The following is a 22197-nucleotide window of genomic DNA, read 5'->3' as shown; positions in this document are numbered from 1 at the left end:
CACGCCGGGCGCTTCCGCCGGATGTCGTTGATCGGGCCCGCGGGCCCCGCTACCGTGAGAACACGATCCCGACGAACTGACCCGAGCAGCGCGCGAACCCCTCCGGGGCGAGCGCTGAGGGGTGGAAGGCAGAACGATGAGCGACTCCACCCCGGACTCCGGGCGCTACGACCTCGGTCTGCTGTTCACCGACGGCCTGCCCGAGATGGACGCGAGCGCCGGATACCGCGGTGCCGTGGCTGCCCGCGCCGCGGGGATCACCTACCGCCAGCTCGACTACTGGGCCCGCACCGGCCTCGTCGAGCCGACCGTCCGCGGGGCCTCCGGCTCCGGTACCCAGCGCCTCTACGGCTTCCGCGACATCCTCGTCCTCAAGCTCGTCAAGCGCCTCCTCGACACCGGCATCTCCCTGCAGCAGATCCGCACCGCCGTGAACCAGCTCCGCGAGTCCGGCGTCGTCGACCTCGCGCAGACCACGCTCATGAGCGACGGCGCGAGCGTCTACCTCTGCACCAGCAACGACGAGGTCATCGACCTCGTGAGTCGCGGCCAGGGCGTCTTCGGCATCGCCGTCGGCAAGGTCCTCCGCGAGGTCGAGCACTCCCTCGTCGAGATCGACACGCAGACCGTGGATCCCACCGACGAGCTCGCCGCCCGTCGCGCCGTCAAGGCCTCCTAGGTCCCATCGCACCCCCGGGCCGCCGGTCCGCCCTCGTCGAACACGACGAACGCCGCCCCTCGAGGAGGAGCGGCGTCCGTCGAAGCGGAGCGGATCAGCGCGCGGCGTTCTCCGCGTAGTCGCCGATCTTCGCCGTGCGCATGATGCGCTCGAGCAGCTGGTCGAAGTTGCGCGCCATCTCCTGCGCGCTCTCGCCGGGCCACACGTGCAGCGGCTTGGCGGCGCCCTGCGCCTGCTGGAGCGACGTGCGCTCGGGTAGCTGCGGGCTGAGCACGAGCGGGCCGAACATGTCGCGCAGCTCCTTGATGCGGAACTGGTGCTCGAGCGACTGGACGCGGGCGCGGTTGACGATGATCCCGAGGGGCTGCAGGCGCGGGGAGAGGCCGCGGCGGATCTCCTCGATGGCGCGGAGCGCGCGGTCGGCGGCGGCGACGGAGAAGAGGCCGGGCTCGGTGACGACCGTCACGCGGTCGCTGGCGGCCCACGCGGTGCGCGTGAGGGCATTGAGGGAGGGCGCGCAGTCGATGAGCACGAGGTCGTAGTCGGCCTCGACGTTCGCGAGCGCCTCCTCGAGCTTCCAGATGTCGCGGATGCTGGGGTGCGGGCCGTCGAAGTTGATGGCGGACGGGCTGCCGATCATGACGTCGATGGTGCCGGTGCGGCCCTTGGTCCAGCCGCTGGGCGCGATGGCCGCGCGGACGATCTTCTCCTTGGGGGAGGCGAGGACGTCGGCGACGTTGAGGTGGCCGGCGACCTGGATGTCCATGCCCGTGGACACGTCGGCCTGCGGGTCGAGGTCGACCACGAGGGTCCTCAAGCCGCGGGAGAAGGCGGCGGACGCCAGTCCCAGGGTCACTGTGGTCTTTCCCACGCCCCCCTTCAGGGAGCTGACGCTCAGTACATGCACGTGGGAGAGGCTACCGTCGATACTCTGGGAAGACCTAAACGCGGGGGTGCCCGAGCCCCATCCGACGAGAGGCCCCGCCATGTTCGAGAAGATCCTGGTCGCCAACCGCGGGGAGATCGCGATCCGCGCGTTCCGCGCCGCCGTCGAGCTGGGCGCCCGCACGGTCGCCGTCTACCCGCACGAGGACCGGCACTCGCTGCACCGGCTCAAGGCGGACGAGGCGTACCTCATCGGCGAGGAGGGCCACGCCGTCCGGGCGTACCTCGACGTCGACGAGATCATCCGCGTGGCGAAGGAGTCGGGCGCCGACGCGATCTACCCGGGGTACGGCTTCCTGTCGGAGAACCCGGACCTGGCGCGCGCCGCGGCGGCGAACGGCATCGTCTTCATCGGTCCCGACGCCGGCGTGCTGGAGATGGCGGGCAACAAGGTCACGGCGAAGGAGCACGCGACCGCGGCGGGCGTGCCGGTCCTCGCGTCGACGCCGCCGTCGACCGACGTGGAGCTGCTGCTCGAGCAGGCGGCCGGCATCGGCTTCCCGATCTTCGCCAAGGCCGTCGCGGGCGGCGGCGGCCGCGGCATGCGGCGCGTCGAGCGCGCGGAGGACCTCGAGGACGCGCTCCGGGCCGCCATGCGCGAGGCGGACAGCGCCTTCGGCGACCCGACGCTGTTCCTCGAGCAGGCCGTGCTGCGGCCCCGGCACATCGAGGTGCAGATCCTCGCCGACGCCGCCGGGGAGACCGTGCACCTGTTCGAGCGCGACTGCTCGGTGCAGCGCAGGCACCAGAAGGTCGTGGAGATCGCCCCGGCGCCGAACCTCGACCCCGCGATCCGCGACGCCATGCACGCGCACGCGATCGCCTTCGCGCGGAGCATCGGGTACGTCAACGCCGGCACGGTCGAGTTCCTGCTCGACACGGACGGGCCGCGCGCGGGCCAGCACGTCTTCATCGAGATGAACCCGCGCATCCAGGTGGAGCACACGGTGACCGAGGAGGTCACCGACGTCGACCTCGTGCAGTCGCAGATGCGCATCGCAGCGGGGGAGACCCTCGCGGAGCTCGGCCTCCGCCAGGACGCGATCGTGCTGCGCGGCGCGGCGCTGCAGTGCCGGATCACGACGGAGGACCCCGCGCAGGGCTTCCGGCCGGACACCGGCAAGATCACGACGTACCGCTCGCCCGGCGGCGGCGGGATCCGCATCGACGGCGGCACCGTGGCGACCGGCGCGCAGATCAGCCCGCACTTCGACTCGATGCTCGCGAAGCTCACGTGCCGCGGGCGCGACTTCCCGACGGCCGTCAGCCGGGCCAAGCGCGCCCTCGCCGAGTTCCGGATCCGCGGCGTCTCCACGAACATCCCCTTCCTCCAGGGCGTGCTCGACGACCCCGACTTCCAGGCGGGCGACATCAGCACGTCCTTCATCGACGAGCGGCCGGGGCTCGTGCGGAGCAATGTGTCGAAGGACCGCGGCACGAAGATCCTCAACTGGCTGGCCGACGTCACCGTCAACCAGCCGAACGGGCCGCGGACGGCGGTCGTGCGGCCCGCGGACAAGCTGCCCGAGGCCGACCTCCGGCAGCCGGCGCCCGCCGGATCCCGCCAGCGGCTCCTCGAGCTCGGGCCGCGCGGCTTCGCCGAGGCCCTCCGCGCGCAGACCGCCCTCGCGGTCACGGAGACCACCTTCCGCGACGCGCACCAGTCGCTGCTCGCGACGCGGGTGCGCACGCGCGACCTCGTGGCCGTCGCCCCGTACGTCGCGCGCACGACGCCCGAGCTGCTCTCGGTCGAGGCGTGGGGCGGGGCCACCTACGACGTCGCCCTGCGCTTCCTCGGCGAGGACCCGTGGGAGCGGCTCGCGTCGCTGCGCGAGGCGCTGCCGAACGTCGCGATCCAGATGCTTCTGCGCGGCGCCAACACCGTCGGCTACACGCCGTACCCCACGGAGGTCACCGACGCCTTCGTGCAGGAGGCGGCGGCCACCGGCGTCGACGTGTTCCGGATCTTCGACGCGCTCAACGACGTCGAGCGGATGCGGCCCGCCATCGACTCCGTGCTCGCCACCGGCACCACCGTCGCCGAGGTCGCGCTCTGCTACACGGGCAACCTGCTCGATCCGGCGGAGGACCTCTACACGCTCGACCACTACCTCGGCCTCGCCGAGCGCAGCGTGGCCGCGGGCGCGCACGTCCTCGCGATCAAGGACATGGCCGGGCTCCTGCGTCCTGCCGCGGCCGAGAAGCTCGTCACCGCGCTCCGCCGCGAGTTCGACCTGCCGGTGCACGTGCACACGCACGACACGGCGGGCGGCCAGCTCGCGACCCTGCTCGCGGCAAGCCGCGCCGGGGCGGACGCGGTCGACGTCGCGAGCGCGCCCATGTCGGGCACCACGAGCCAGCCGTCGGCGTCCGCGCTCGTCGCCGCCCTCGCCGACACCGAGCGCGACACGGGCCTCTCGCTCGACGCGGTCAGCGACCTCGAGCCGTACTGGGAGGCTGTCCGCCGCCTGTACCGGCCGTTCGAGTCCGGGCTCGCCGGCCCGACCGGGCGCGTGTACCGGCACGAGATCCCGGGCGGCCAGCTGTCGAACCTGCGGCAGCAGGCCATCGCGCTGGGGCTCGCCGACGACTTCGAGCTCATCGAGGACATGTACGCCGCCGCCGACCGCATCCTCGGCCGCATCCCCAAGGTCACGCCGTCGTCGAAGGTGGTCGGCGACCTCGCCCTCCAGCTGGCGGCCGCGAAGGCCGACCCGGCCGACTTCGAGCGGAACCCGCAGGACTACGACATCCCCGACTCGGTCGTGGGCTTCATGGCGGGCGAGCTCGGCGACCTGCCCGGCGGCTGGCCGGAACCGTTCCGCACGCGCGTGCTCCAGGGCCGCGACGTGCGGATCGGGGTCACGCCGCTCTCCGACGACGACCGGGCCGCGCTCGAGCTGCCCGGCGCCGCGCGGCGCCGCACGCTCAACCGCCTGCTCTTCCCGCAGCCGACCGAGCAGTTCGAGACCATCCGCGAGCTCTTCGGCGACCTCTCCGTGCTCGACACCGACGACTACCTGCACGGCCTCCGCCCGGGTCAGGAGCACGCGGTGCGGATCAGCCGGGGCGTCGAGGTCCTCATCGGGCTGGAGGCCGTGGGCGAGGCCGACGAGTCGGGCATGCGCACCGTCATGGTCGTCATGAACGGGCAGCTCCGCCCGGTGTTCGTGCGCGACCGCGGCATCGCGGTCACGACGACCGCCGCCGAGCGCGGCGACCCCGCGAAGCCGGGCCACGTGTCGGCGCCGTTCTCCGGCGTCGTCACGCTCAAGGTCGAGGAGGGCCAGGTCGTCGCCGCCGGCCAGCCCGTCGCGTCCATCGAGGCGATGAAGATGGAGGCGGCCATCACGTCGCCCGTCGCGGGCCGCGTCGCGCGGCTCGCGGTCCCCACCACCCAGCAGGTCGACGCGGGCGACCTGCTCGTGGTCGTCGAGCAGTAGGAGATGAGCCACGAGATGACCGACACCCCCGAGGACCAGCGCTACGACCTCGTGATCGTGGGGGCCGGATCCGGCAACTCGATCGCCGACGAGCGCTTCGCCGACCAGCGCGTGCTGCTCGTCGACGACGGGGAGCACTTCGGCGGCACGTGCCTCAACGCGGGCTGCATCCCGACGAAGATGCTCGTGCACGTGGCGGACGTCGCCGCGGAGACGCGCGACGGCGCCGCCCTCGGGATCCGCGCCTCGGTCGACGCCGTGGACTGGCCCGCCATCGGCGCCCGCGTGTTCGGCCGCATCGACGCGATCAGCGAGGGCGGCCGCGAGTGGCGCGAGAGCGGCTCGGAGAACGTCACGCTGCTGCGCGAGAGCGTCGGCTTCGAGGCGCCCGGCGTGCTCGTCTCCGCGAGCGGGCAGCGGATCACCGCCGATCGCATCGTGCTCGCGGCGGGTTCCCGCCCGCGGCCGCTGCAGGCGGTCTATGCGCCCGACCCGGACATCCACGACTCCGACTCCATCATGCGGATCGCCGAGCTGCCCGCCTCGCTGCTCATCGTGGGCGGCGGATACGTCGCGGCCGAGTTCGCGCACGTCTTCAGCCACCTCGGCGTGCACGTGACGCAGGTCGCCCGCTCCGCGCACCTGCTCGGCAACCTCGACGCCGACGTCTCGACGCGCTTCACGACGCTCGCGCGCACGCAGTGGGACGTCATCACCGACTGCGAGGTCGAGGAGATCGAGCGCGACGGCGACGTGCTGCGCTCACGGCTCGCCTCGGGCCACCTGGTCGAGACGGAGGCGGTGCTCATGGCCCTCGGCCGCGTCCCCAACACGGACACGCTCGCGGTCCAGAACGCGGGCTACGACATGCACGACGACGGCCGCATCGTGGTCGACGACCGGCAGCGCGTGCTCGCGGGCGGCGAGCCGGTGCCGGGCGTCTTCGCCCTCGGCGACATCAGCGCCGACCACCAGCTCAAGCACGTCGCCAACCACGAGGCCCGCGTCGTGCAGCACAACCTGCTGCACCCGGAGGACCTCATCGGCGGAGCTCCCGGGCCCGTGCCGCAGGCGGTCTTCTCGCGCCCGCAGATCGGCTCCTTCGGCCTCACGGAGGCCGAGGCACGCGAGGCCGGACCCGTCGTCACGATCGAGCAGCCGTACTCGTCCACCGCGTGGGGTTGGGCGCTCGAGGACACGACCTCGTTCTGCAAGCTCGTGGTGGATCCGCGCGACGGGGGCACGCTCCTCGGGGCGCACATCATCGGCTCGGACTCCGCGGCGCTGATCCAGCCGCTCCTCATGGCCGCGAGCCTCGGCCATCCGGTCACCGGGCTCGCGCGGGCGCAGTACTGGCCGCACCCGGCCGTGACGGAGATCGTCGAGAACGCGCTGCTCGCCGCCGAGTCCGCGGTGGCCGACTGGGCACGGGAGAATGGCCAGGGCGACGCGCCCGCGGGGGCCGGTCGATCCTGACCCGCCGCCCGCCCAGGAACCACGGAAGCAGAGAATGACTGAACGACAGATCCGCCTGTTCGGCGATCCGGTGCTGAAGACCGTCTCCTCGGAGATCCACGAGATCGACGAGGGCGTGCGAGCCCTGGTCGAGGACCTCCTCGACAGCGTGCGGCCCGACGGCCGCGCCGGGGTGGCCGCCGCGCAGATCGGCGTGAACCTCCGGGCATTCAGCTACAACGTGGGGCCGGCGTTCGGCTACGTCCTCAACCCCGTCATCGAGGAGCTCCGCGGCGAGGCCGTCCTCGTCGACGAGGGCTGCCTCTCGGTGCCGGGCCTCTGGTTCCCCACCATGCGCCACCCCGAGGCCGTCATCACCGGCATCGACCTCGACGGGAAGCCCGTCCGCATCGAGGGCACGGGCGTCCTCGCGCAGGCCTTCCAGCACGAGGTCGACCACCTCGACGGACTCGTGTACCTCGACCGGCTCGACAAGCAGCGCCGCCGCGAGGCCATGAAGCAGGTGCGCGAGTCCGACTGGTTCTGATCCGAAGCGTCGGCCCGCGCGCTCGCGCGGGCCGACGCTCAGGGTCAGTGGACCAGCGAGTGCCCCTCGGTCGTCGGCGCCGCCTCGTAGATCCGCGTGATCACGTCGGCGAACGCGTCGAGCACCACCTGGCGCTTGATGCTGAGCTTCGGCGTCAGGTGCCCGGCCGCCTCGGTCAGCTCCACCGGCAGCACGACGAACTTCCGGATGGACTCCGCGCGCGACACCGTCGCGTTGGCCGCGTCGACCGCGCGCTGCACCTCGGCGAGCACCGCCGGGTTCTGCGACGCCTGCTCGAGCGTCATGGCGGGATCCTGCCCGTTGTTCGCCAGCCAGACCTTGAGCATCTCGGGATCCAGCGTGATGAGCGCCGAGATGAACGGCCGCCGGTCGCCCGCGACCACGACCTGCCCGACGAGCGGGTTCGCGCGGATCGGGTCCTCGAGCGCGGCCGGCGCGACGTTCTTGCCGCCCGCCGTCACGATGATCTCCTTCTTGCGGCCCGTGATCGTGAGGTAGCCGTCGGCGTCGTAGCTGCCGAGGTCGCCCGTGCGGAACCAGCCGTCGTCGAAGACGGCCGCGGTCGCCTCCTCGTCCTGCCAGTAGCCGTCGAAGACGTTGACGCCCTTGACCTGGATCTCGCCCTCGTCGGTGATGCGCGTCGCCACGCCGGGCATCGCCGGCCCCACCGTGCCGATGCGGAATCCCTTGACGAGGTTCACGCTGACGGGCGCGGTCGTCTCCGTCAGGCCGTAGCCCTCGAGGATCGTGAGGCCGAGCGACCGGTAGAAGTGCCCGAGCCGGAGGCCGAGGGGCGCGGATCCGCTCACCGCGAAGCGCACGCGCCCGCCCATCGCCTGCCGGATCTTGGAGTACACGAGCGCGTCGAACACCTTGTACTGGAGCTTCAGCGCGAGCGGCACCGATCCGGCGTCGACGGCGACCGAGTGCGCGTACGCGACCTCGGCGGCCTTGCGGAAGACCTTCCCGCGGCCGGCGCCCTCGGCCTTCTGCTCCGAGGAGTTGTAGACCTTCTCGAACACGCGCGGCACCGCGAGCAGGAACGTCGGCTTGAACGACGCGAGCGCGGGCAGGAGCTGCGTGGTGTCGGCCTGGTGCCCGGTCTTCACGCCCGCCTGCACGTTGAGGATGGAGATGAAGCGCGCGAACACGTGCGCGGTCGTGATGAAGAGGAGCGTGGACGCGCCGACCCGCACCACCTCCTCCATCGCGACCTCGGCGTTCCGCGAGAGCTCCACGAAGTTCGCGTGCGTGAGGATGCAGCCCTTCGGCCGCCCCGTGGTGCCCGACGTGTAGATGAGGGTCGCCATGTCCGAGCCGACCGCGATGTTCCGGCGACGCTCGATCTCGGCGTCCGGCACGTCGACGCCCTGCTCGGCGAGCTTGTCCAGGTCGCCGAGGTCGATCTGCCAGACGCGGCGCACCGCGGGCAGCTCCGGGTGGACCTCGTCGAAGCGCGAGAAGTGCTCGGCCGTCTCGAGGATCATCGCGACCGCGCCGGAGTCCTGCATGTTCCAGTGCACCTGGCCGGGGGAGGAGGTCTCGTAGACGGGGACGAGGACGGCTCCCGCGAAGAACACCGCGAAGTCCACGAGGGTCCACTCGTAGCGCGTCCGGCACATCATCCCGATGCGCTCGCCCGGCTCGATCCCCGCGGCCACGAGGCCCTTCGCGAGGGCGATCACCTGGCGGTGGAACTCGGACGCCGAGACGTCGCTCCACCCGCCCGACCCGTCCGGCAGCGCGAACAGCGGAGCGTCGGGGCTCGTCCTCACGCGGTGCACCAGGACGTCGGTGATGTTGTCGTCGGGTCTCGCCTCGACGACGGCGGGCATGGTGTGCTGTTCCACGGCAACTCCCTCGGTACCGGAAATGGATGTGACCAGACTACGGGGCGGGCCCGCCGGGCGCTCGTCCCCGCTCGGGGGCGCCGGACGCCTCAGTAGGATCGACGGGCGAGACGATGAGGAAGGGCCCGCGGAGTGCATGCAATAGGGATCGACATCGGCGGGACGAAGATCGCGGGAGCCGTGGTCGACGAGCTCGGCGTCATCGCGGCGGAGGAGCGCACGCCCACCGAGGCGAGCAGCCCGGACGCCATCGTCGAGGCCGTCGTCGGGATGGTCGAGCGGCTCCGCGCCCTGCACCCCGACGTCGTCGCGGTCGGCGTGGCGGCCGCCGGCTTCATCGACGCCGCGCAGTCCACCGTCTACTACGCCCCGAACATCAACTGGCGAAACGAGCCGGTGCGCGAGAAGCTGCGCAGCCGGATCGACCTCCCCATCGTCATCGAGAACGACGCGAACGCCGCCGGCTGGGCTGAGTTCCGCTACGGCGCGGGTCGCCTGGTCAGCGACATGGTGACGCTCACGATCGGCACGGGCGTGGGCGGCGCGATCGTCGCCGACGACCGCCTCTTCCGTGGCGGCTTCGGCGCCGGCGCCGAGCTCGGCCACATGCGCGTCGTGCCCGACGGCCTGCCCTGCGGCTGCGGCGCCCGCGGCTGCATCGAGCAGTACGGATCCGGCCGCGCGCTCCTGCGCACCGCCGACGAGCTGGCCGACCTCGGCGGCACGCACGGCGAGGGCCTCGCCGCCCGCCGCCGGGAGGTGGGCACGCTCACCGGCCACGACGTCAGCGACCTCATCCAGGCCGGCGACCCCGGCGCGCTCCTCGCCCTCCGCCGCCTCGGCGGCTGGCTCGGCGAGGCGGCCGCGAGCATCGGCGCGATCCTCGACCCGCAGATGTTCGTGATCGGCGGCGGCGTCGCGCAGGCGGGCGACCTCCTGCTCGACCCGATCCGCGAGGCGTACCTGGCGCACCTCCCGGCCCGCGGCTACCACCCGGAGCCCGAGTTCCGCATCGCGGAGCTCGTCAACGACGCCGGAGTCGTGGGCGCGGCCGACCTCGCCCGCCGTCACGCGGCCGCGCTGCACCACGGGGCCTGACCCGGCGTCGGCCTGCGGCGTCGCGCCGCCCCGGCCGCCTATGCTGGATGCGACCCCACCCGGAAGGTGACCGACGATGTTCTACTGGTTCATGAAGAACCTGGTCGCCGGACCCCTCCTCCGGAGCACGTTCCGGCCCTGGGTCACCGGGATCGAGAACATCCCCGCCAAGGGCGGCGTGATCCTCGCGAGCAACCACCTCTCGTTCATCGACTCGGTCTTCCTGCCGCTGCTGGTCGACCGCAACCTCGTCTTCCTCGCGAAGAGCGACTACTTCACCGGCACCGGCCTCAAGGGCTGGGCCACCAAGATGTTCTTCACGGCCACGGGCATGCTCCCCATCGACCGCTCCGGCGGCAAGGCGTCCGAGGCGTCGCTCAACACCGGCCTCCGCGTGCTCGCCGAGGGCCGCATGCTCGGCATCTACCCCGAGGGCACCCGCAGCCCGGACGGCCGGATGTACCGCGGCCGCACGGGCGTGGCGCGCATGATCCTCGAGGGCGACGTCCCGGTCGTCCCGATCGCGATGATCGACACCGAGAAGGTCATGCCCATCGGCACCCGCATCCCGAAGGTCCGCCGGATTGGTGTGGTCATCGGCGAGCCGCTAGATTTCAGTAGGTTCGCCGGCCTCGAGGGAGACCGCTTCATCCTCCGCTCCATCACCGACGAGATCATGTACGAGCTCTCGAGGCTGAGCGGCCAGGAGTACGTCGACGTCTATGCGACCTCGGTCAAGGAGAAGCGCGCGAGCGCGGCCCGCTGACCGTCTCCCGCACAGCCTCCACCGCGCACCACGCGCACGACACGAACCGGGATCCCACCGTGGCCTCTGAGCACCTCGTCCCCGCCCATCCCGACGTCCTCGCCGGCCTCGACCACTGGCGCACCCTCGAGGTCAAGCAGCAGCCGCAGTGGCCCGACGCCGCCGCCGTGCACGCCGCTTCCGCCGAGATCGCCCTGCTGCCGCCCCTGGTCTTCGCCGGCGAGGTCGACCTGCTGCGGTCGCGCCTGGCCGCCGCCGCCGACGGCCGCGCGTTCCTGCTCCAGGGCGGCGACTGCGCCGAGACCTTCGCGGGCGCCACGGCCGACGCCATCCGCAACCGCGTGAAGACCGTGCTCCAGATGGCCGTCGTCCTCACCTACGGCGCGGCCATGCCCGTCGTGAAGATGGGCCGCATGGCCGGCCAGTTTGCGAAGCCCCGCTCGAGCGACTCCGAGACGCGCGGCGACCTGACCCTGCCCGCGTACCGAGGCGACATCGTCAACGGCTACGACTTCACGCCCGAGTCGCGCGCGGCCGATCCCGCGCGCCTCGTGAAGGGGTACCACACGGCCGCCTCGACGCTGAACCTCATCCGGGCCTTCACGCAGGGCGGCTTCGCCGACCTCCGCGAGGTGCACAGCTGGAACAAGGGCTTCGCCGCCAACCCCGCGAACCAGCGCTACGAGCAGCTCGCGCGCGACATCGACCGGGCCATCAAGTTCATGGAGGCCGCGGGCGCCGACTTCGACGACCTCAAGCGCGTCGAGTTCTACACCGGCCACGAGGGCCTCCTCATGGACTACGAGCGGCCCATGACGCGCATCGACTCGCGCACCGGCACGCCCTACAACACGTCGGCGCACTTCATCTGGATCGGGGAGCGGACGCGCGACCTCGACGGGGCGCACGTCGACTTCCTCTCGCGCGTCCGCAACCCGCTCGGCGTCAAGCTCGGCCCGTCGACCACGCCGGAGACCGTGCACGAGCTCATCGAGAAGCTCGACCCGGACCGCGAGCCCGGCCGGCTCACCTTCATCACGCGCATGGGGGCGGGCAGGATCCGCGATGCCCTCCCGCCCCTGCTCGAGGCCGTCAAGGCGTCGGACGCGAACCCGCTCTGGGTCACCGACCCGATGCACGGCAACGGCCTCACCACGCCCACCGGCTACAAGACGCGGCGCTTCGACGACGTCGTCGACGAGGTGCAGGGCTTCTTCCAGGCGCACCGGGCGGCGGGCACGCACCCCGGCGGCATCCACATCGAGCTCACCGGCGACGACGTCACCGAGTGCCTGGGCGGATCCGAGCACATCGACGAGGCGACGCTGGCCACGCGCTACGAGTCGCTGTGCGACCCTCGGCTCAACCACATGCAGAGTCTGGAGCTCGCGTTCCTGGTCGCGGAGGAGCTCGCCGCCGCGCGCAGCTGATCCCGACCGCACGACGATGCCCCGCGGCCCTCGAGGCCGCGGGGCATCGTCGTGCCGGGACTGCGGTCGTGCGCGTCGGATCAGCCGGACGCGGTGATGCCGAGGTTGACGGTGGACCCGCGACGGGCCATCGCCTGCGCCTCCGGGCTGGCCGAGGCCACCCGGGTGATGCTGTTGGGCAGCGCGTCCCAGAACGCGGAGTACGCGTACTTGAAGCCCGCCGCGTCGAGCGCCGCCTTCGCCTCGTCGCGCGTCAGCCCGACGACCGCCGGCACCGCCACGAGGTCGGGCCCCTTCGAGATCTCGAGGCCGACCTTGCTGCCGGGCGCGCCGTCGAGCCCCGAGCGCACGGGGTTCTGGTCCACCGGGTAGACCGAGATGACCTCGCCCTTCTCGACGTCGTCGCTGAAGCTCTGCTTCCCCGCCTCGCCGACGAGACCCGCCTGGGCGAGCGTCGCCACGGCCTGGTCGACGGAGCGGCCATTCACCTGGGGGATCTTCCCGGCGGCGACCACGAGGGTCACGGGCTGCTGCTCTGGGTACTGCGCCGCGACGGGGGCTCCCGAGGAGTCCAGCACCTGCACGACGGTGCCCTCGGCGGCGTCACCGTACTGCCGGATGGTCGCCTCCTGGACGACGAAGGGGACGCCCTCGAGGCGCGTGCGGGCGTCCGCCTCGGCAGCCCCGACCACGTCGGGCACGTCGAGGAGCCGCGGTCCGGTCGAGGCGTAGACGGTCACGGTGGACCCCTGGTCGACGGGCGTGCCGGAGGCCGGGACGCTGCGGGTCACGTGCCCCACCTCGACGTCCACGCTCGGCTCCTCGGCACGCGCGACGACGAAGCCCTGGCCCTGGAGCGTGCCGGCGGCGTCGTCGACGGCCATGGCCGTGACGGACGGCACGGGCACGCGCGCGCCCGGCCCCTGGCCGTAGTACCAGCCCGTGCCACCGGCGAGGGCGGCGAGCATCACGACGAGGAGCGCGAGCATCCAGCCGCGCGAGCGGCGGCGCGATCCGGCCTCCGCCAGCGCGACGACGGACTCCGGCTCGGTGCGCTCGGTCTCCTGGCGCGTCATGACCGGGGGACCTCCCACGACCTGCGTCTCGCCGGTCGTGACGGAGGGGAGCGCCGGGGCGCTCGGGAAGACGACGGTGCGCTGGAGCGGAGCCGGGTCGCCCGACCGGGCGTCGAGCCGGTTCTGCACGGCGTAGAGCTCGTCGAGGAGGGCGCGGGCGTCGCGGGGCCGCTGCTCGGGATCCCGGGCGGTGGCCCAGAGCACGAGCTCGTCGAGCTCGACGGGGACGGACGCGTTGGCTGTGCTCGGGGTGGGCACCTGGTCGTTCGCGTGCTGGTACGCGATCTGCATCGGCTGCTCGCCCTTGAACGGCTGCTCGCCCGCGAGCATCTCGTACATCATGATGCCGACCGCGTAGATGTCGCTGCGGGTGTCGGCGATGCCCCGGGTGACGAGCTCGGGGGAGAGGTACGCGATGGTGCCGAGGAGCGCCTGCCCGGTGGCCGTGTTGGCGCTGACCGCGCGCGCGAGGCCGAAGTCGCCGATCTTGATGCGTCCGTCGTCGGCGAGCAGCACGTTCTCGGGCTTGAGGTCACGGTGGACGATGCCGGCCTTGTGCGCGGCGGCGAGGCCGGAGAGCACGGCCTCGAGGATGTCGAGGGTCTGCTCCGGCGTCAGCCGCTCGTACTCCTGCAGCAGCTCGCGCAGCGTCATGCCGGGCAGGTACTCCATGACGAGGTACGCCATGTCGGAGTCCTGGCCCTGGTCGAAGACGTTGACGACGTTGGGATGGGCCAGCCGCGCGGCCGAGCGCGCCTCCTGGATGAAGCGGTCGCGGAACGCGCTGTCGTCGGCGAGGTGCCCGTGCATCACCTTCACGGCGACGCGGCGCTCGAGCCGCAGGTCGGTGGCCACGTAGACCGTCGCCATCCCGCCGCGCGCGATGCGGGACCTGACCTGGTACCGACCGTCGAGGAGACGGCCGATCATGGGGTCGGTCGGGCTGGAGGTCACTGGATGATTCTAGGGATCGCCGGTGCCGGGGCCTCCCCGGCACACCGGTGCGCCGCCGCGCGGGTGCGCCTGCGGATCGGCGTCAGCCGATCTCGTCGAGCCACGCCCAGGCGGATGCCTCCCACTTGGCGTAGGCGTCGGGGTAGGCCGAGTACTGCACGGCCTGCGCCGCCTGCGTGACGGTCATCGACTTCCAGCCGGCGATGTCGAGGAGACCGCGCGTCGCGCCGGGGTTCGGGTTGACGCTCCCGCCGAAGAACGCGCGCGCCGCGTACACGGGGTCGTTGAGCTGGGCGGGCTGACCCCAGCCCTGGCTCGGGCGCTGCTGGAACAGGCCGATCGAGTCGCGGTCGCCCCAGTCGAGGTTGCGGAGGGTCGACTCCTGCGCCGCGGTGGCGAGGGCGATGACGAGGCCGTAGTCGCTCACGCCGGCGGAGCGTCCGACCTGGACGATGACGCGCGCGTTGCGGCGCATCTCATCGGTCATGATCGTCGTCCCGTCCAGCGACGCGACCTGCACGACGGATGCGGACACGTGCGGGATGGTGAGCTTGCTGCCGGCGTAGATGATGCTCGACCAGTTGAGGCCGTTGGCATTCAGGAGGTCCTGGATGGTGACGCCCGACTCCGTCGCGATGCTGTGCAGCGTGTCGCCGGTCTCGATCGTGTAGGTGCCGGAGAGGCCCTGCTTCGCGGCGGGGGAGGCGCTGGCGGGTGCCGCGGGCGCGGCCGGCGCGGCGGTGGAGCCGGCCCCCGGGATGATGAGCCTGTTGCCGGGGAAGATCGTGCTCGTCGCCTGCAGGCCGTTGGCCTGGAGCACCGCCGAGGTCGAGACGCCGTGCTTGCCGGCGATGCCGGTGACGGTGTCGCCCGCGACGACCGTGTAGCTCGCGCCCGATCCCGTGGACGCCGCGGCGGGCGCCGGGGTCGATGCGCCGGATCCGCCGAGCGTGAGCGTCTGGCCGGGGAAGATCGTCGTCTTCCAGCCGAGGCCGTTCTGCGCGAGGACGGATGCGGTGGAGAGGCCGTAGCGACCGGCGATGCTGGACACGGTGTCGCCCTGCTCGACCACGTACGTGGAGGGAGCGGCCACGGTGGGCGCCGCTGCCGGGGCTGCCGTCGGAGCGGCGACGCGCGGGAGCTTGGTCTGCGTGGGGCCGGACTTGGCCTTCGGGATGCGCTTGACGGGGGCCGCCTCCGCGGGCGTCGCCATGCCGAGGCTCACCGCGAGGGAACCGACGAGCACGATGGGCATGGTCGCGAGGAGAGCCTTGGAGCGGCGGTTCGCCGAGCGTCCGGCACCGGTGTCCGCGGATCGATGGGGGTCGCGAGGGGAGGTGGGTTCGGTCATGGGCATGCTGGTCTACTCCGGCCGTCGTGCTCGATTCCCTGATGCAGGAGTTCCACGTTAACACGCAGAGAGAGAAAAGGGCACATAAGGGACGGATGTGACTGGAGTGAACAGCGACACGCGCCTTCGGCGGATAGGCAGGCGCGCGACGTCGCCGAGCTCCGGGCCGTCGCGGCGCCCGGTCCCTGGCCCGTCGCATGACGTGCCAGCATGTGAGGCGTGAACGAGCCCTATGCCGACCGTGAGTGGTTGACCGTCCCCGATCTCGTCGACCTCCTGGGTCTCACCGTCAGCCGCGTGCGCCGGCTCATCGAGGACAGGCGCCTGCTCGCGGTCCGCCTCGACGGCGTGCTCAAGGTGCCGGCCGTCTTCCTGCGGGACGGCGAGCCGCTGTCCGAGCTGCGGGGCACGATCATCGTGCTCGGGGACAACGGATTCACCGACGAGGAGGCCATGCACTGGCTCCTCGCGGAGGAGCCGAGCCTGGGTGCCGCCCCCGTCGACGCCCTGTTGGCCGGACGCAAGGCCGAGGTGCGTCGGGTGGCGCAAGCCAGCGCCTGATCGACGCCTGCCCGGTCGGAGTCCAGCCGTCAGGCGCGGATGGCGTCGGATCAGGTGACGCGACGCGTGACGCTGTCGACGAGCAGCTCGAGCTGGTTCCTCGCCCGGGCGCCGATCGGGGCCTCGCGCAACGCCGCGAGCGACTCTCGGACGTGGCGGGAGATCATCCCCTCCACCTCGTCGAGAGCGCCGCTCTCGCGGAGTATCGACTGGAGCGCGCGGATCTGATCGTCGTCGAGGTCCGGATCCCCGAGGAGCGCGTCGACCGTGCGGCGCACCCCGTCCGGCAGCCGACGGCGCGCCAGCGCGATGAGCACCGTGCGCTTGCCCTCGCGCAGGTCGTCGCCGCTCGGCTTCCCGGTCACGGCGCTGTCGCCGAAGACGCCGAGCACGTCGTCGCGCAGCTGGAACGCGATGCCGAGCGGCAGGCCGACGGCCCGGAGCGCCGCGACCTGCTCGGGCGTCGCCCCCGCCAGGCTCGCGCCGACGACGAGCGGAGCCTCGATGCTGTACTTCGCTGACTTGTAGACGATGACGTTGTGGGCGCGGGCGAGCGTGTCGTCCTCGGGAACGGTCGGCCACGCGACCTCCTCGAGCACGTCGAGGTACTGGCCGAGCGTGACCTGGGTCCGCATCGTCGCGAGCTCCGCGCGGGTGGCACGGGCGGCGGACCCGTCCGCGAGCGCTAGCAGCGAGTCGATGAGCAGCTCGTCGCTCCACCCCAGGAGGAGGTCGCCGAGGAGGGTCGCCCCCGCCTCGCCGAAGCCCGCCGACGACCCGCCCCAGCCGCTCGCCGCATGCAGCGCCTCGAAGCGGCGGTGCGCGGCGGGACGGCCCCGACGGGTGTCGGAGCGGTCGATGATGTCGTCGTGGACGAGGGCCGCGGCGTGGAAGATCTCGAGGCCCGCGGCGACGCCGACGACCGCGCGGTACCCCGGTCGCTCCTCGCCCTGCGGCCGTCCGGCGGGGGAGGGCTCGAGGTCGATCACCGACCGCCAGCCCCAGTAGCAGAACTGCGCCCGGAACCGCTTCCCGCCTCTCAGCAGATCCGAGGAGAACTCCTGGATGGGCACAAGATCCGGGCTGATCTCCCGGAGTCCCGCCGCCTGGGCCGTCAGGAAGTCGTCGAGGCGGGTCTGGACGTGGCTGACGAGGCGGTCGCTTTCGGGCACCCGCCTAGCCTAGCCAGGGGCAGGGAGCTAGAATCCACAGGTGAACATCGACGCGTCGTCCCGAGCCTGAGGGGAACATGATGCCGCTTTCCGAGCAAGAGCAGCGCCTGCTGGAGGAGATGGAGCGCAGCCTCTATCGCAACGACGCAGACTTCGTGGCGACCGTCAGCGGTCGCCGCACCAGACCGAACTACACGATGGTCGTGGTCGGGGTGCTGGTCATCGTCCTCGGCATCGCCGCCCTGGCCGCCGGCGTCATCACCAAGCTGGCCATCATCGGCATCCTCGGCTTCGCGATCATGATCGTGGGGGCGCTCCTCATCTTCAGCCCGCGCGATGCGGCCGCCGATGCGTCGGCTCCGACCGCGCCCCGGGCCGCCGGCCGTGGTCCCGGCAAGCGACCCGCCTCGTCGTCCTCCTTCATGGACCGCATCAACGAGCGCTGGGAGAAGCGCCAGGGCGGTCAGGACTGACCTCCACCTGAGGCGGTCCTCCACCGCCCTCCACTCGACCCGAAGGGGCCGATCCCGAACCGGGATCGGCCCCTTCTCGTGTCCCCAGCACCACCCGCATCCCTCCCCGGCGCTCCACGGGCGGTCCCTCGACCCCCCGCGGGGCGCTTCTGCGTGTCCGCGGCGCGCCGGTCGCTCGATTCCCCTCCACATCCCTCCCCTCAGCACATGCCCCGTATCCACGGGCATCGGGGGACACGCGCCGGGAATTCACCTCGCATGCCTGGCGATAGGTGGAGGGCTGTGGAGTAAAGTGGAGCAAGTCCTGAACCACGGCCGGAGAGACAGGGGGTGTCGGTGTGTTCCTCGGCACCCATTCGCCTCGTCTCGACGACAAGGGGCGGCTCATCCTCCCCGCGAAGTTCCGCGACGAGCTCGAGGGCGGCGTCGTCATGACGCGCGGCCAGGACCGCTGCATCTACGTGTTCACGACGCGCGAGTTCGAGGAGCTGCACGACCGCATGCGCCAGGCGCCGCTCGCGAGCAAGCAGGCGCGCGACTACATGCGCGTCTTCCTGTCCGGCGCGAACGCCGAGACGCCGGACAAGCAGCACCGCATCACCATCCCGCAGGCGCTCCGCACCTACGCGGGCCTCGACCGCGAGCTCGCGGTCATCGGCGCGGGCAGCCGCGTCGAGATCTGGGACGCCGGCACGTGGGACGAGTACCTCACCGCCAACGAGAGCGCGTTCGCCGACACCGCGGAGGAGGTGATCCCCGGCCTGTTCTGACCCCGGCCCCTGACTCCCAGCCGTCCGACGCCCTGCCGCACTTCCCCGGTGGCAGGTCGGGACGGATGGGGATCAGGAGCCGCGGACAGGACAGCGGGATGCCATGGCCCTCGACGACATCCACACCCCCGTCCTCCTCGAGCGGTGCCTCGAGCTGCTCGCCCCCGCCCTGCAGGGTGATGGCGCAGTGCTGGTCGACGCCACCCTCGGGATGGCCGGCCACTCCGAGGCGTTCCTCGACGCGCTGCCCGGCCTCCGGCTGGTCGGGCTCGACCGCGATCCGGACGCCCTCGCGATCGCGGGGGAGCGGCTCGCGCGGTTCGGCGACCGCGTCCACCTCGTGCACACGGTCTACGACGGCATCGGGCGCGCGCTCGACGGGCTCGGGATCGGCGAGGTGCAGGGCGTGTTCTTCGACCTGGGCGTCTCGTCGCTCCAGCTCGACCGCGTCGAGCGCGGATTCTCGTACTCGCAGGACGCGCCCCTCGACATGCGCATGGACGGGACCGCGGGCCTCACCGCCGCCCAGGTCGTGGCGGAGTACGACGAGCTCGAGCTGCGCCGGATCTTCTACGACTACGGCGAGGAGAAGCTCGCCCCCCGCTACGCCAGCCGCATCGTCCAGGCGCGCGAGGTGGAGCCGATCACCACGTCGGCCAGGCTCGTGGAGATCATCCAGCAGGCCACGCCCGCGGCGGTGCAGCGGGCCGGGCACCCGGCCAAGCGCGTGTTCCAGGCGCTGCGCATCGAGGTCAACCAGGAGCTGAGCGTGCTGGCGCGCGCCATGCCGGCCGCGATCGACCGGCTCGCCGTCGGCGGACGCGTGGTCGTCGAGTCCTACCAGTCGCTCGAGGACCGCATCGTCAAGCGCGAGCTGCGCGCCCGCTCCACGAGCACGGCGCCCGTGGGGCTCCCCGTCGAGCTGCCCGAGCACCGTCCCGAGCTGAAGCTCCTCGTCCGCGGCGCCGAGCTCGCGGACCAGCACGAGATCGCCCAGAACCCCCGCGCCGCTTCCGTCCGGTTGCGCGCCGCCGAACGAGCCAGGAGGCGACACGCATGACCGATGCAGCACGCGCGACCGCGCGTCCCCGGATCCGGCCGTCCGCCGAGCCGCCCACCCGCCACATCGAGGTCGTCGCCACCCGCGGCCAGCGTCGCGCCCGACCGCGCACCGTCTACGCGGTGATCGTCGTGGGCGGGCTCTTCGTCGTCCTCCTCGCGCAGCTGCTGCTCTCCATCGGCCTGTCCGACGGGGCGTACGCGATCCAGTCGCTGCAGCAGCAGCAGAAGGAGCTGGACCGCACCCACCAGGCGCTGACCGAGGACGTCGACCGGCTGTCGTCCCCGCAGAACCTCGCGCGGAACGCCCAGGCGCTCGGCATGGTCGCGAGCGCGTCGCCCTCCTTCCTCTCGCTCGACGGCACCATCCAGGGCACGCCGCAGGCGAAGGACGGCGCCACCACGGCGCTCACGGCCGACACCCTCATCGGCAACTCGCTCCTCGGCGGCGTCCCGCTCACCATCGAGAGCGACCCCGCGAAGCGGGCGGCCGCCCTCCAGGCCGCCACCGCGCAGGACGGTGCCGCCGCGGTCGACCCGGGCTCCGCGATCCCGGGCTCCGCGGAGGCCGCTGGCGGGGTGACCGCCGGGACCCCGAGCGCGCCTCCCGTGTCAGGCGCGGCCTCCGGGCTAGCGTCGGCCACGGCGATCCCGACCCCGCAGACCCGCTGAGGCCGGGCCCCGTCGAGGGGCCGTCGGCACCGCACGACACCGCTCCGACGGAGCACCGCACCGCATCGCAGGCATCGAGAGGAACCCCCGAGTGAGCACGATCTCGAACCGACGGCGCATCGCCTTCTCCCTGATCGCGATACTCGCCGTCATCGGGGTCTTCGTCGTCAAGCTCATCGACATCCAGGTCGTCCAGGCCTCGGAGCTCAACGAGGAGGCGCTCGGCAAGCGTGCGATCTCGCAGACCCTGCCCGGCGTCCGCGGCAGCATCTACGACGCCGACGGCAAGGTGCTCGCGGACAGCGTGCTCCGCTACGACGTCACGATGGATCCGTCCAAGGCCGGCGACTTCACCCGGACGGTCACCGGCGACGACGGCAAGCCCGTGAAGCAGGACGTGTCGCTGGCGGACGCCGAGGCGCAGCTGGGCGCGATCACCGGGCAGAAGCCCGAGGAGATCGACGGGCTCATCACGGGAGCGCTCGCCAAGGACCCCAAGTCGCTCTTCGGCTACGTGACCAAGGGCGTCGACGTCGACGCCTACCTCGCCATCCGGGACCTGAAGATCCCGTGGATCTACTTCCAGGCCGTGTCGAGCCGCACGTACCCGAACGGGCAGATCGCGGGCAGCATCCTCGGCTACATCGCGGGCGACGGGACGATCAAGGCCGGGCTCGAGCAGGAGTACGACTCGTGCCTCGCCGCCCAGGACGGCGCGCAGACCTACGAGCGCGGTGCGGACGGCGTGCCCATCGCCGGCAGCACCGTCACGCAGAAGCCGGCCGTCGACGGCAGCGACGTGATGACCAACATCGACACGGACCTCGAGTACTTCGCGCAGACCGCGGTGGCCGAGCAGGCCGTGAAGGTCGGTGCCGACTACGGGCACGCGACCATCGTCGAGGTGAAGACCGGCAAGGTCCTGGCGGTCGCCGAGTACCCGTCGGTCGACCCCAACGACGTGTCCGCCACGAAGCCGGAGGACCGGGGGAGCCGCGCTTTCAGCTCGCCGTTCGAGCCCGGATCCACGCTCAAGGCCGTGACCGCCGCCGCGCTCCTCGACTCCGGCAAGGCCGACGCGGGCACGCATGTGGTGGCGCCCTACACGTTCACCCGTCCGAACGTGAAGCTCAGCGACAGCTACGTCCACCCCGACCTGCACTTCACGCTCGCGGGCGTGCTCATGGACTCCTCGAACACGGGCATCTCTGCGCTCGGCGAGCGTCTCTCCGCCGAGGATCGCTACAACTACCTCAAGGCGTTCGGGGTGGGCGGCGATACCGGCCTCGGCTTCCCCGGCGAGAGCAGCGGCCTGATCCGGCCGTGGCAGGAGTGGGATCCGCAGACCAACTACGCGACCATGTTCGGCCAGGGCCTCACGACCACGGCGCTGCAGGTCGCGAGCATCTACCAGACCATCGGCAACCACGGCGTGAAGCTGCCGCTGTCGCTCGTCTCCGGCTGCAAGGCCGCCGACGGCACCGTCACGGACCAGCCTTCGACCCAGGGCACGCAGGTCGTCTCGCCCCAGGCCGCCGACTCGACCGTGAACATGCTCGAGACGGTCGTCACCGACGGGCACCTCTCCAAGGACCTCACGATCCCCGGCTACCGGGTCGCGGCGAAGTCCGGCACGGCGCAGGTCGCGGAGGCCGACGGCAAGTACGGCAAGAACTACCTGGTGTCGATCGCGGGCCTCGCGCCGGCCGAGGACCCCCAGTACGTCGTGTCGATCAGCCTGGCCAATCCGGATACCATGAAGTCCTCGGCGGCCGCGGCGCCCGTCTTCCAGAAGATCATGTCCCAGGTCCTGAAGACGTACCGGGTGCCCCCCTCCACCGTGCCGTCCCCGAACCTCCCGACGACCTACTGAGA

18 protein-coding genes are annotated in these 22197 nt (G+C 72.0%); 13 read left to right on the top strand and 5 right to left on the bottom strand.

Translation table 11 applies throughout. The annotated features are described in order from the left end of the window. The first annotated feature begins 136 nt into the window (after window positions 1-136). Complete coding sequence (locus tag JOE38_RS04520; RefSeq protein ID WP_012038569.1) at window positions 137-679, top strand: MerR family transcriptional regulator; 543 nt, start codon at window positions 137-139, stop codon at window positions 677-679. Between the two features lie 94 nt (window positions 680-773). Here the strand turns inward: JOE38_RS04520 and JOE38_RS04515 are convergent, their stop codons facing one another. After that, window positions 774-1586, bottom strand: coding sequence for a ParA family protein (locus tag JOE38_RS04515; RefSeq protein ID WP_045528295.1), 813 nt, complete (start codon window positions 1584-1586; stop codon window positions 774-776). A gap of 79 nt (window positions 1587-1665) precedes the next feature. Here JOE38_RS04515 and JOE38_RS04510 point away from each other — a divergent pair, with 79 nt between their 5' ends. From JOE38_RS04510 to JOE38_RS04500, 3 genes are read left to right on the top strand one after another with little or no spacing between them, the layout of a single operon-like run. Next, on the top strand, window positions 1666-5067 hold the full coding sequence (locus JOE38_RS04510) for a pyruvate carboxylase (RefSeq protein ID WP_204575054.1): 3402 nt from the start codon (window positions 1666-1668) through the stop codon (window positions 5065-5067). A gap of 15 nt (window positions 5068-5082) precedes the next feature. Beyond that, on the top strand, window positions 5083-6543 hold the full coding sequence (locus tag JOE38_RS04505) for a mycothione reductase (protein ID WP_204575053.1): 1461 nt from the start codon (window positions 5083-5085) through the stop codon (window positions 6541-6543). A 34-nt stretch (window positions 6544-6577) separates the two neighbouring features. After that, window positions 6578-7069: a peptide deformylase gene (locus JOE38_RS04500; RefSeq protein WP_104234875.1), complete on the top strand. Its 492-nt coding sequence runs from the start codon at window positions 6578-6580 to the stop codon at window positions 7067-7069. Between the two features lie 44 nt (window positions 7070-7113). On the opposite strand, the gene JOE38_RS04495 is transcribed toward JOE38_RS04500, so the two are convergent. Continuing rightward, window positions 7114-8940, bottom strand: coding sequence for an AMP-dependent synthetase/ligase (locus JOE38_RS04495; RefSeq protein WP_204575052.1), 1827 nt, complete (start codon window positions 8938-8940; stop codon window positions 7114-7116). A gap of 132 nt (window positions 8941-9072) precedes the next feature. On the opposite strand from JOE38_RS04495, the gene JOE38_RS04490 reads away from it, so the two are divergent. From JOE38_RS04490 to JOE38_RS04480, 3 genes are all read left to right on the top strand, one after another. Then, on the top strand, window positions 9073-10038 hold the full coding sequence (locus JOE38_RS04490; RefSeq protein WP_204575051.1) for an ROK family glucokinase: 966 nt from the start codon (window positions 9073-9075) through the stop codon (window positions 10036-10038). Window positions 10039-10114: 76 nt separating this feature from the next. After that, a complete protein-coding gene (locus JOE38_RS04485; RefSeq protein WP_012038562.1) occupies window positions 10115-10804 on the top strand; it encodes a lysophospholipid acyltransferase family protein in 690 nt (229 codons plus the stop codon). 59 nt (window positions 10805-10863) lie between these two features. After that, the gene (locus JOE38_RS04480) at window positions 10864-12234 is read left to right on the top strand and encodes a class II 3-deoxy-7-phosphoheptulonate synthase (RefSeq protein ID WP_015490537.1); all 1371 of its coding nucleotides are present in this window, start codon (window positions 10864-10866) and stop codon (window positions 12232-12234) included. Between the two features lie 80 nt (window positions 12235-12314). Here JOE38_RS04480 and pknB read toward each other — a convergent pair whose 3' ends face one another. Both pknB and JOE38_RS04470 read right to left on the bottom strand, forming a co-directional pair. Continuing rightward, complete coding sequence (gene pknB, locus JOE38_RS04475; protein ID WP_204575050.1) at window positions 12315-14264, bottom strand: Stk1 family PASTA domain-containing Ser/Thr kinase; 1950 nt, start codon at window positions 14262-14264, stop codon at window positions 12315-12317. Window positions 14265-14346: 82 nt separating this feature from the next. Then, window positions 14347-15621, bottom strand: coding sequence for a LysM peptidoglycan-binding domain-containing protein (locus JOE38_RS04470; protein ID WP_204575049.1), 1275 nt, complete (start codon window positions 15619-15621; stop codon window positions 14347-14349). 213 nt (window positions 15622-15834) lie between these two features. Here JOE38_RS04470 and JOE38_RS04465 point away from each other — a divergent pair, with 213 nt between their 5' ends. Beyond that, complete coding sequence (locus JOE38_RS04465; protein ID WP_204575048.1) at window positions 15835-16176, top strand: Rv2175c family DNA-binding protein; 342 nt, start codon at window positions 15835-15837, stop codon at window positions 16174-16176. Between the two features lie 50 nt (window positions 16177-16226). Here the strand turns inward: JOE38_RS04465 and JOE38_RS04460 are convergent, their stop codons facing one another. Further along, a complete protein-coding gene (locus JOE38_RS04460; RefSeq protein ID WP_204575047.1) occupies window positions 16227-17348 on the bottom strand; it encodes a polyprenyl synthetase family protein in 1122 nt (373 codons plus the stop codon). Window positions 17349-17425: 77 nt separating this feature from the next. Between JOE38_RS04460 and JOE38_RS04455 the strand changes: the two genes are divergently transcribed. The 5 genes from JOE38_RS04455 to JOE38_RS04435 all read left to right on the top strand — a co-directional run bounded on the left by JOE38_RS04455 (window position 17426) and on the right by JOE38_RS04435 (window position 22195). Beyond that, on the top strand, window positions 17426-17821 hold the full coding sequence (locus JOE38_RS04455) for a DUF3040 domain-containing protein (RefSeq protein WP_204575046.1): 396 nt from the start codon (window positions 17426-17428) through the stop codon (window positions 17819-17821). A gap of 338 nt (window positions 17822-18159) precedes the next feature. Then, a complete protein-coding gene (gene mraZ, locus JOE38_RS04450; RefSeq protein ID WP_012038555.1) occupies window positions 18160-18591 on the top strand; it encodes a division/cell wall cluster transcriptional repressor MraZ in 432 nt (143 codons plus the stop codon). A gap of 103 nt (window positions 18592-18694) precedes the next feature. Further along, entirely contained in the window at window positions 18695-19651 is a 957-nt protein-coding gene (rsmH, locus tag JOE38_RS04445) for a 16S rRNA (cytosine(1402)-N(4))-methyltransferase RsmH (RefSeq protein ID WP_204575045.1), read from the top strand. After that, entirely contained in the window at window positions 19648-20322 is a 675-nt protein-coding gene (locus JOE38_RS04440; RefSeq protein ID WP_204575044.1) for a hypothetical protein, read from the top strand. Before rsmH ends, JOE38_RS04440 begins: the two co-directional genes overlap by 4 nt. Window positions 20323-20413: 91 nt before the next feature. Further along, window positions 20414-22195: a peptidoglycan D,D-transpeptidase FtsI family protein gene (locus JOE38_RS04435; protein ID WP_204575043.1), complete on the top strand. Its 1782-nt coding sequence runs from the start codon at window positions 20414-20416 to the stop codon at window positions 22193-22195. Window positions 22196-22197: the final 2 nt, after the last annotated feature.

The sequence above is a fragment of the Clavibacter michiganensis genome (assembly GCF_016907085.1).
Classification (GTDB): Bacteria; Actinomycetota; Actinomycetes; order Actinomycetales; family Microbacteriaceae; genus Clavibacter; species Clavibacter michiganensis_O.
Note: the sequence above shows the minus strand (reverse complement) of the source record. Positions and strands in the feature narration are given on the sequence as shown.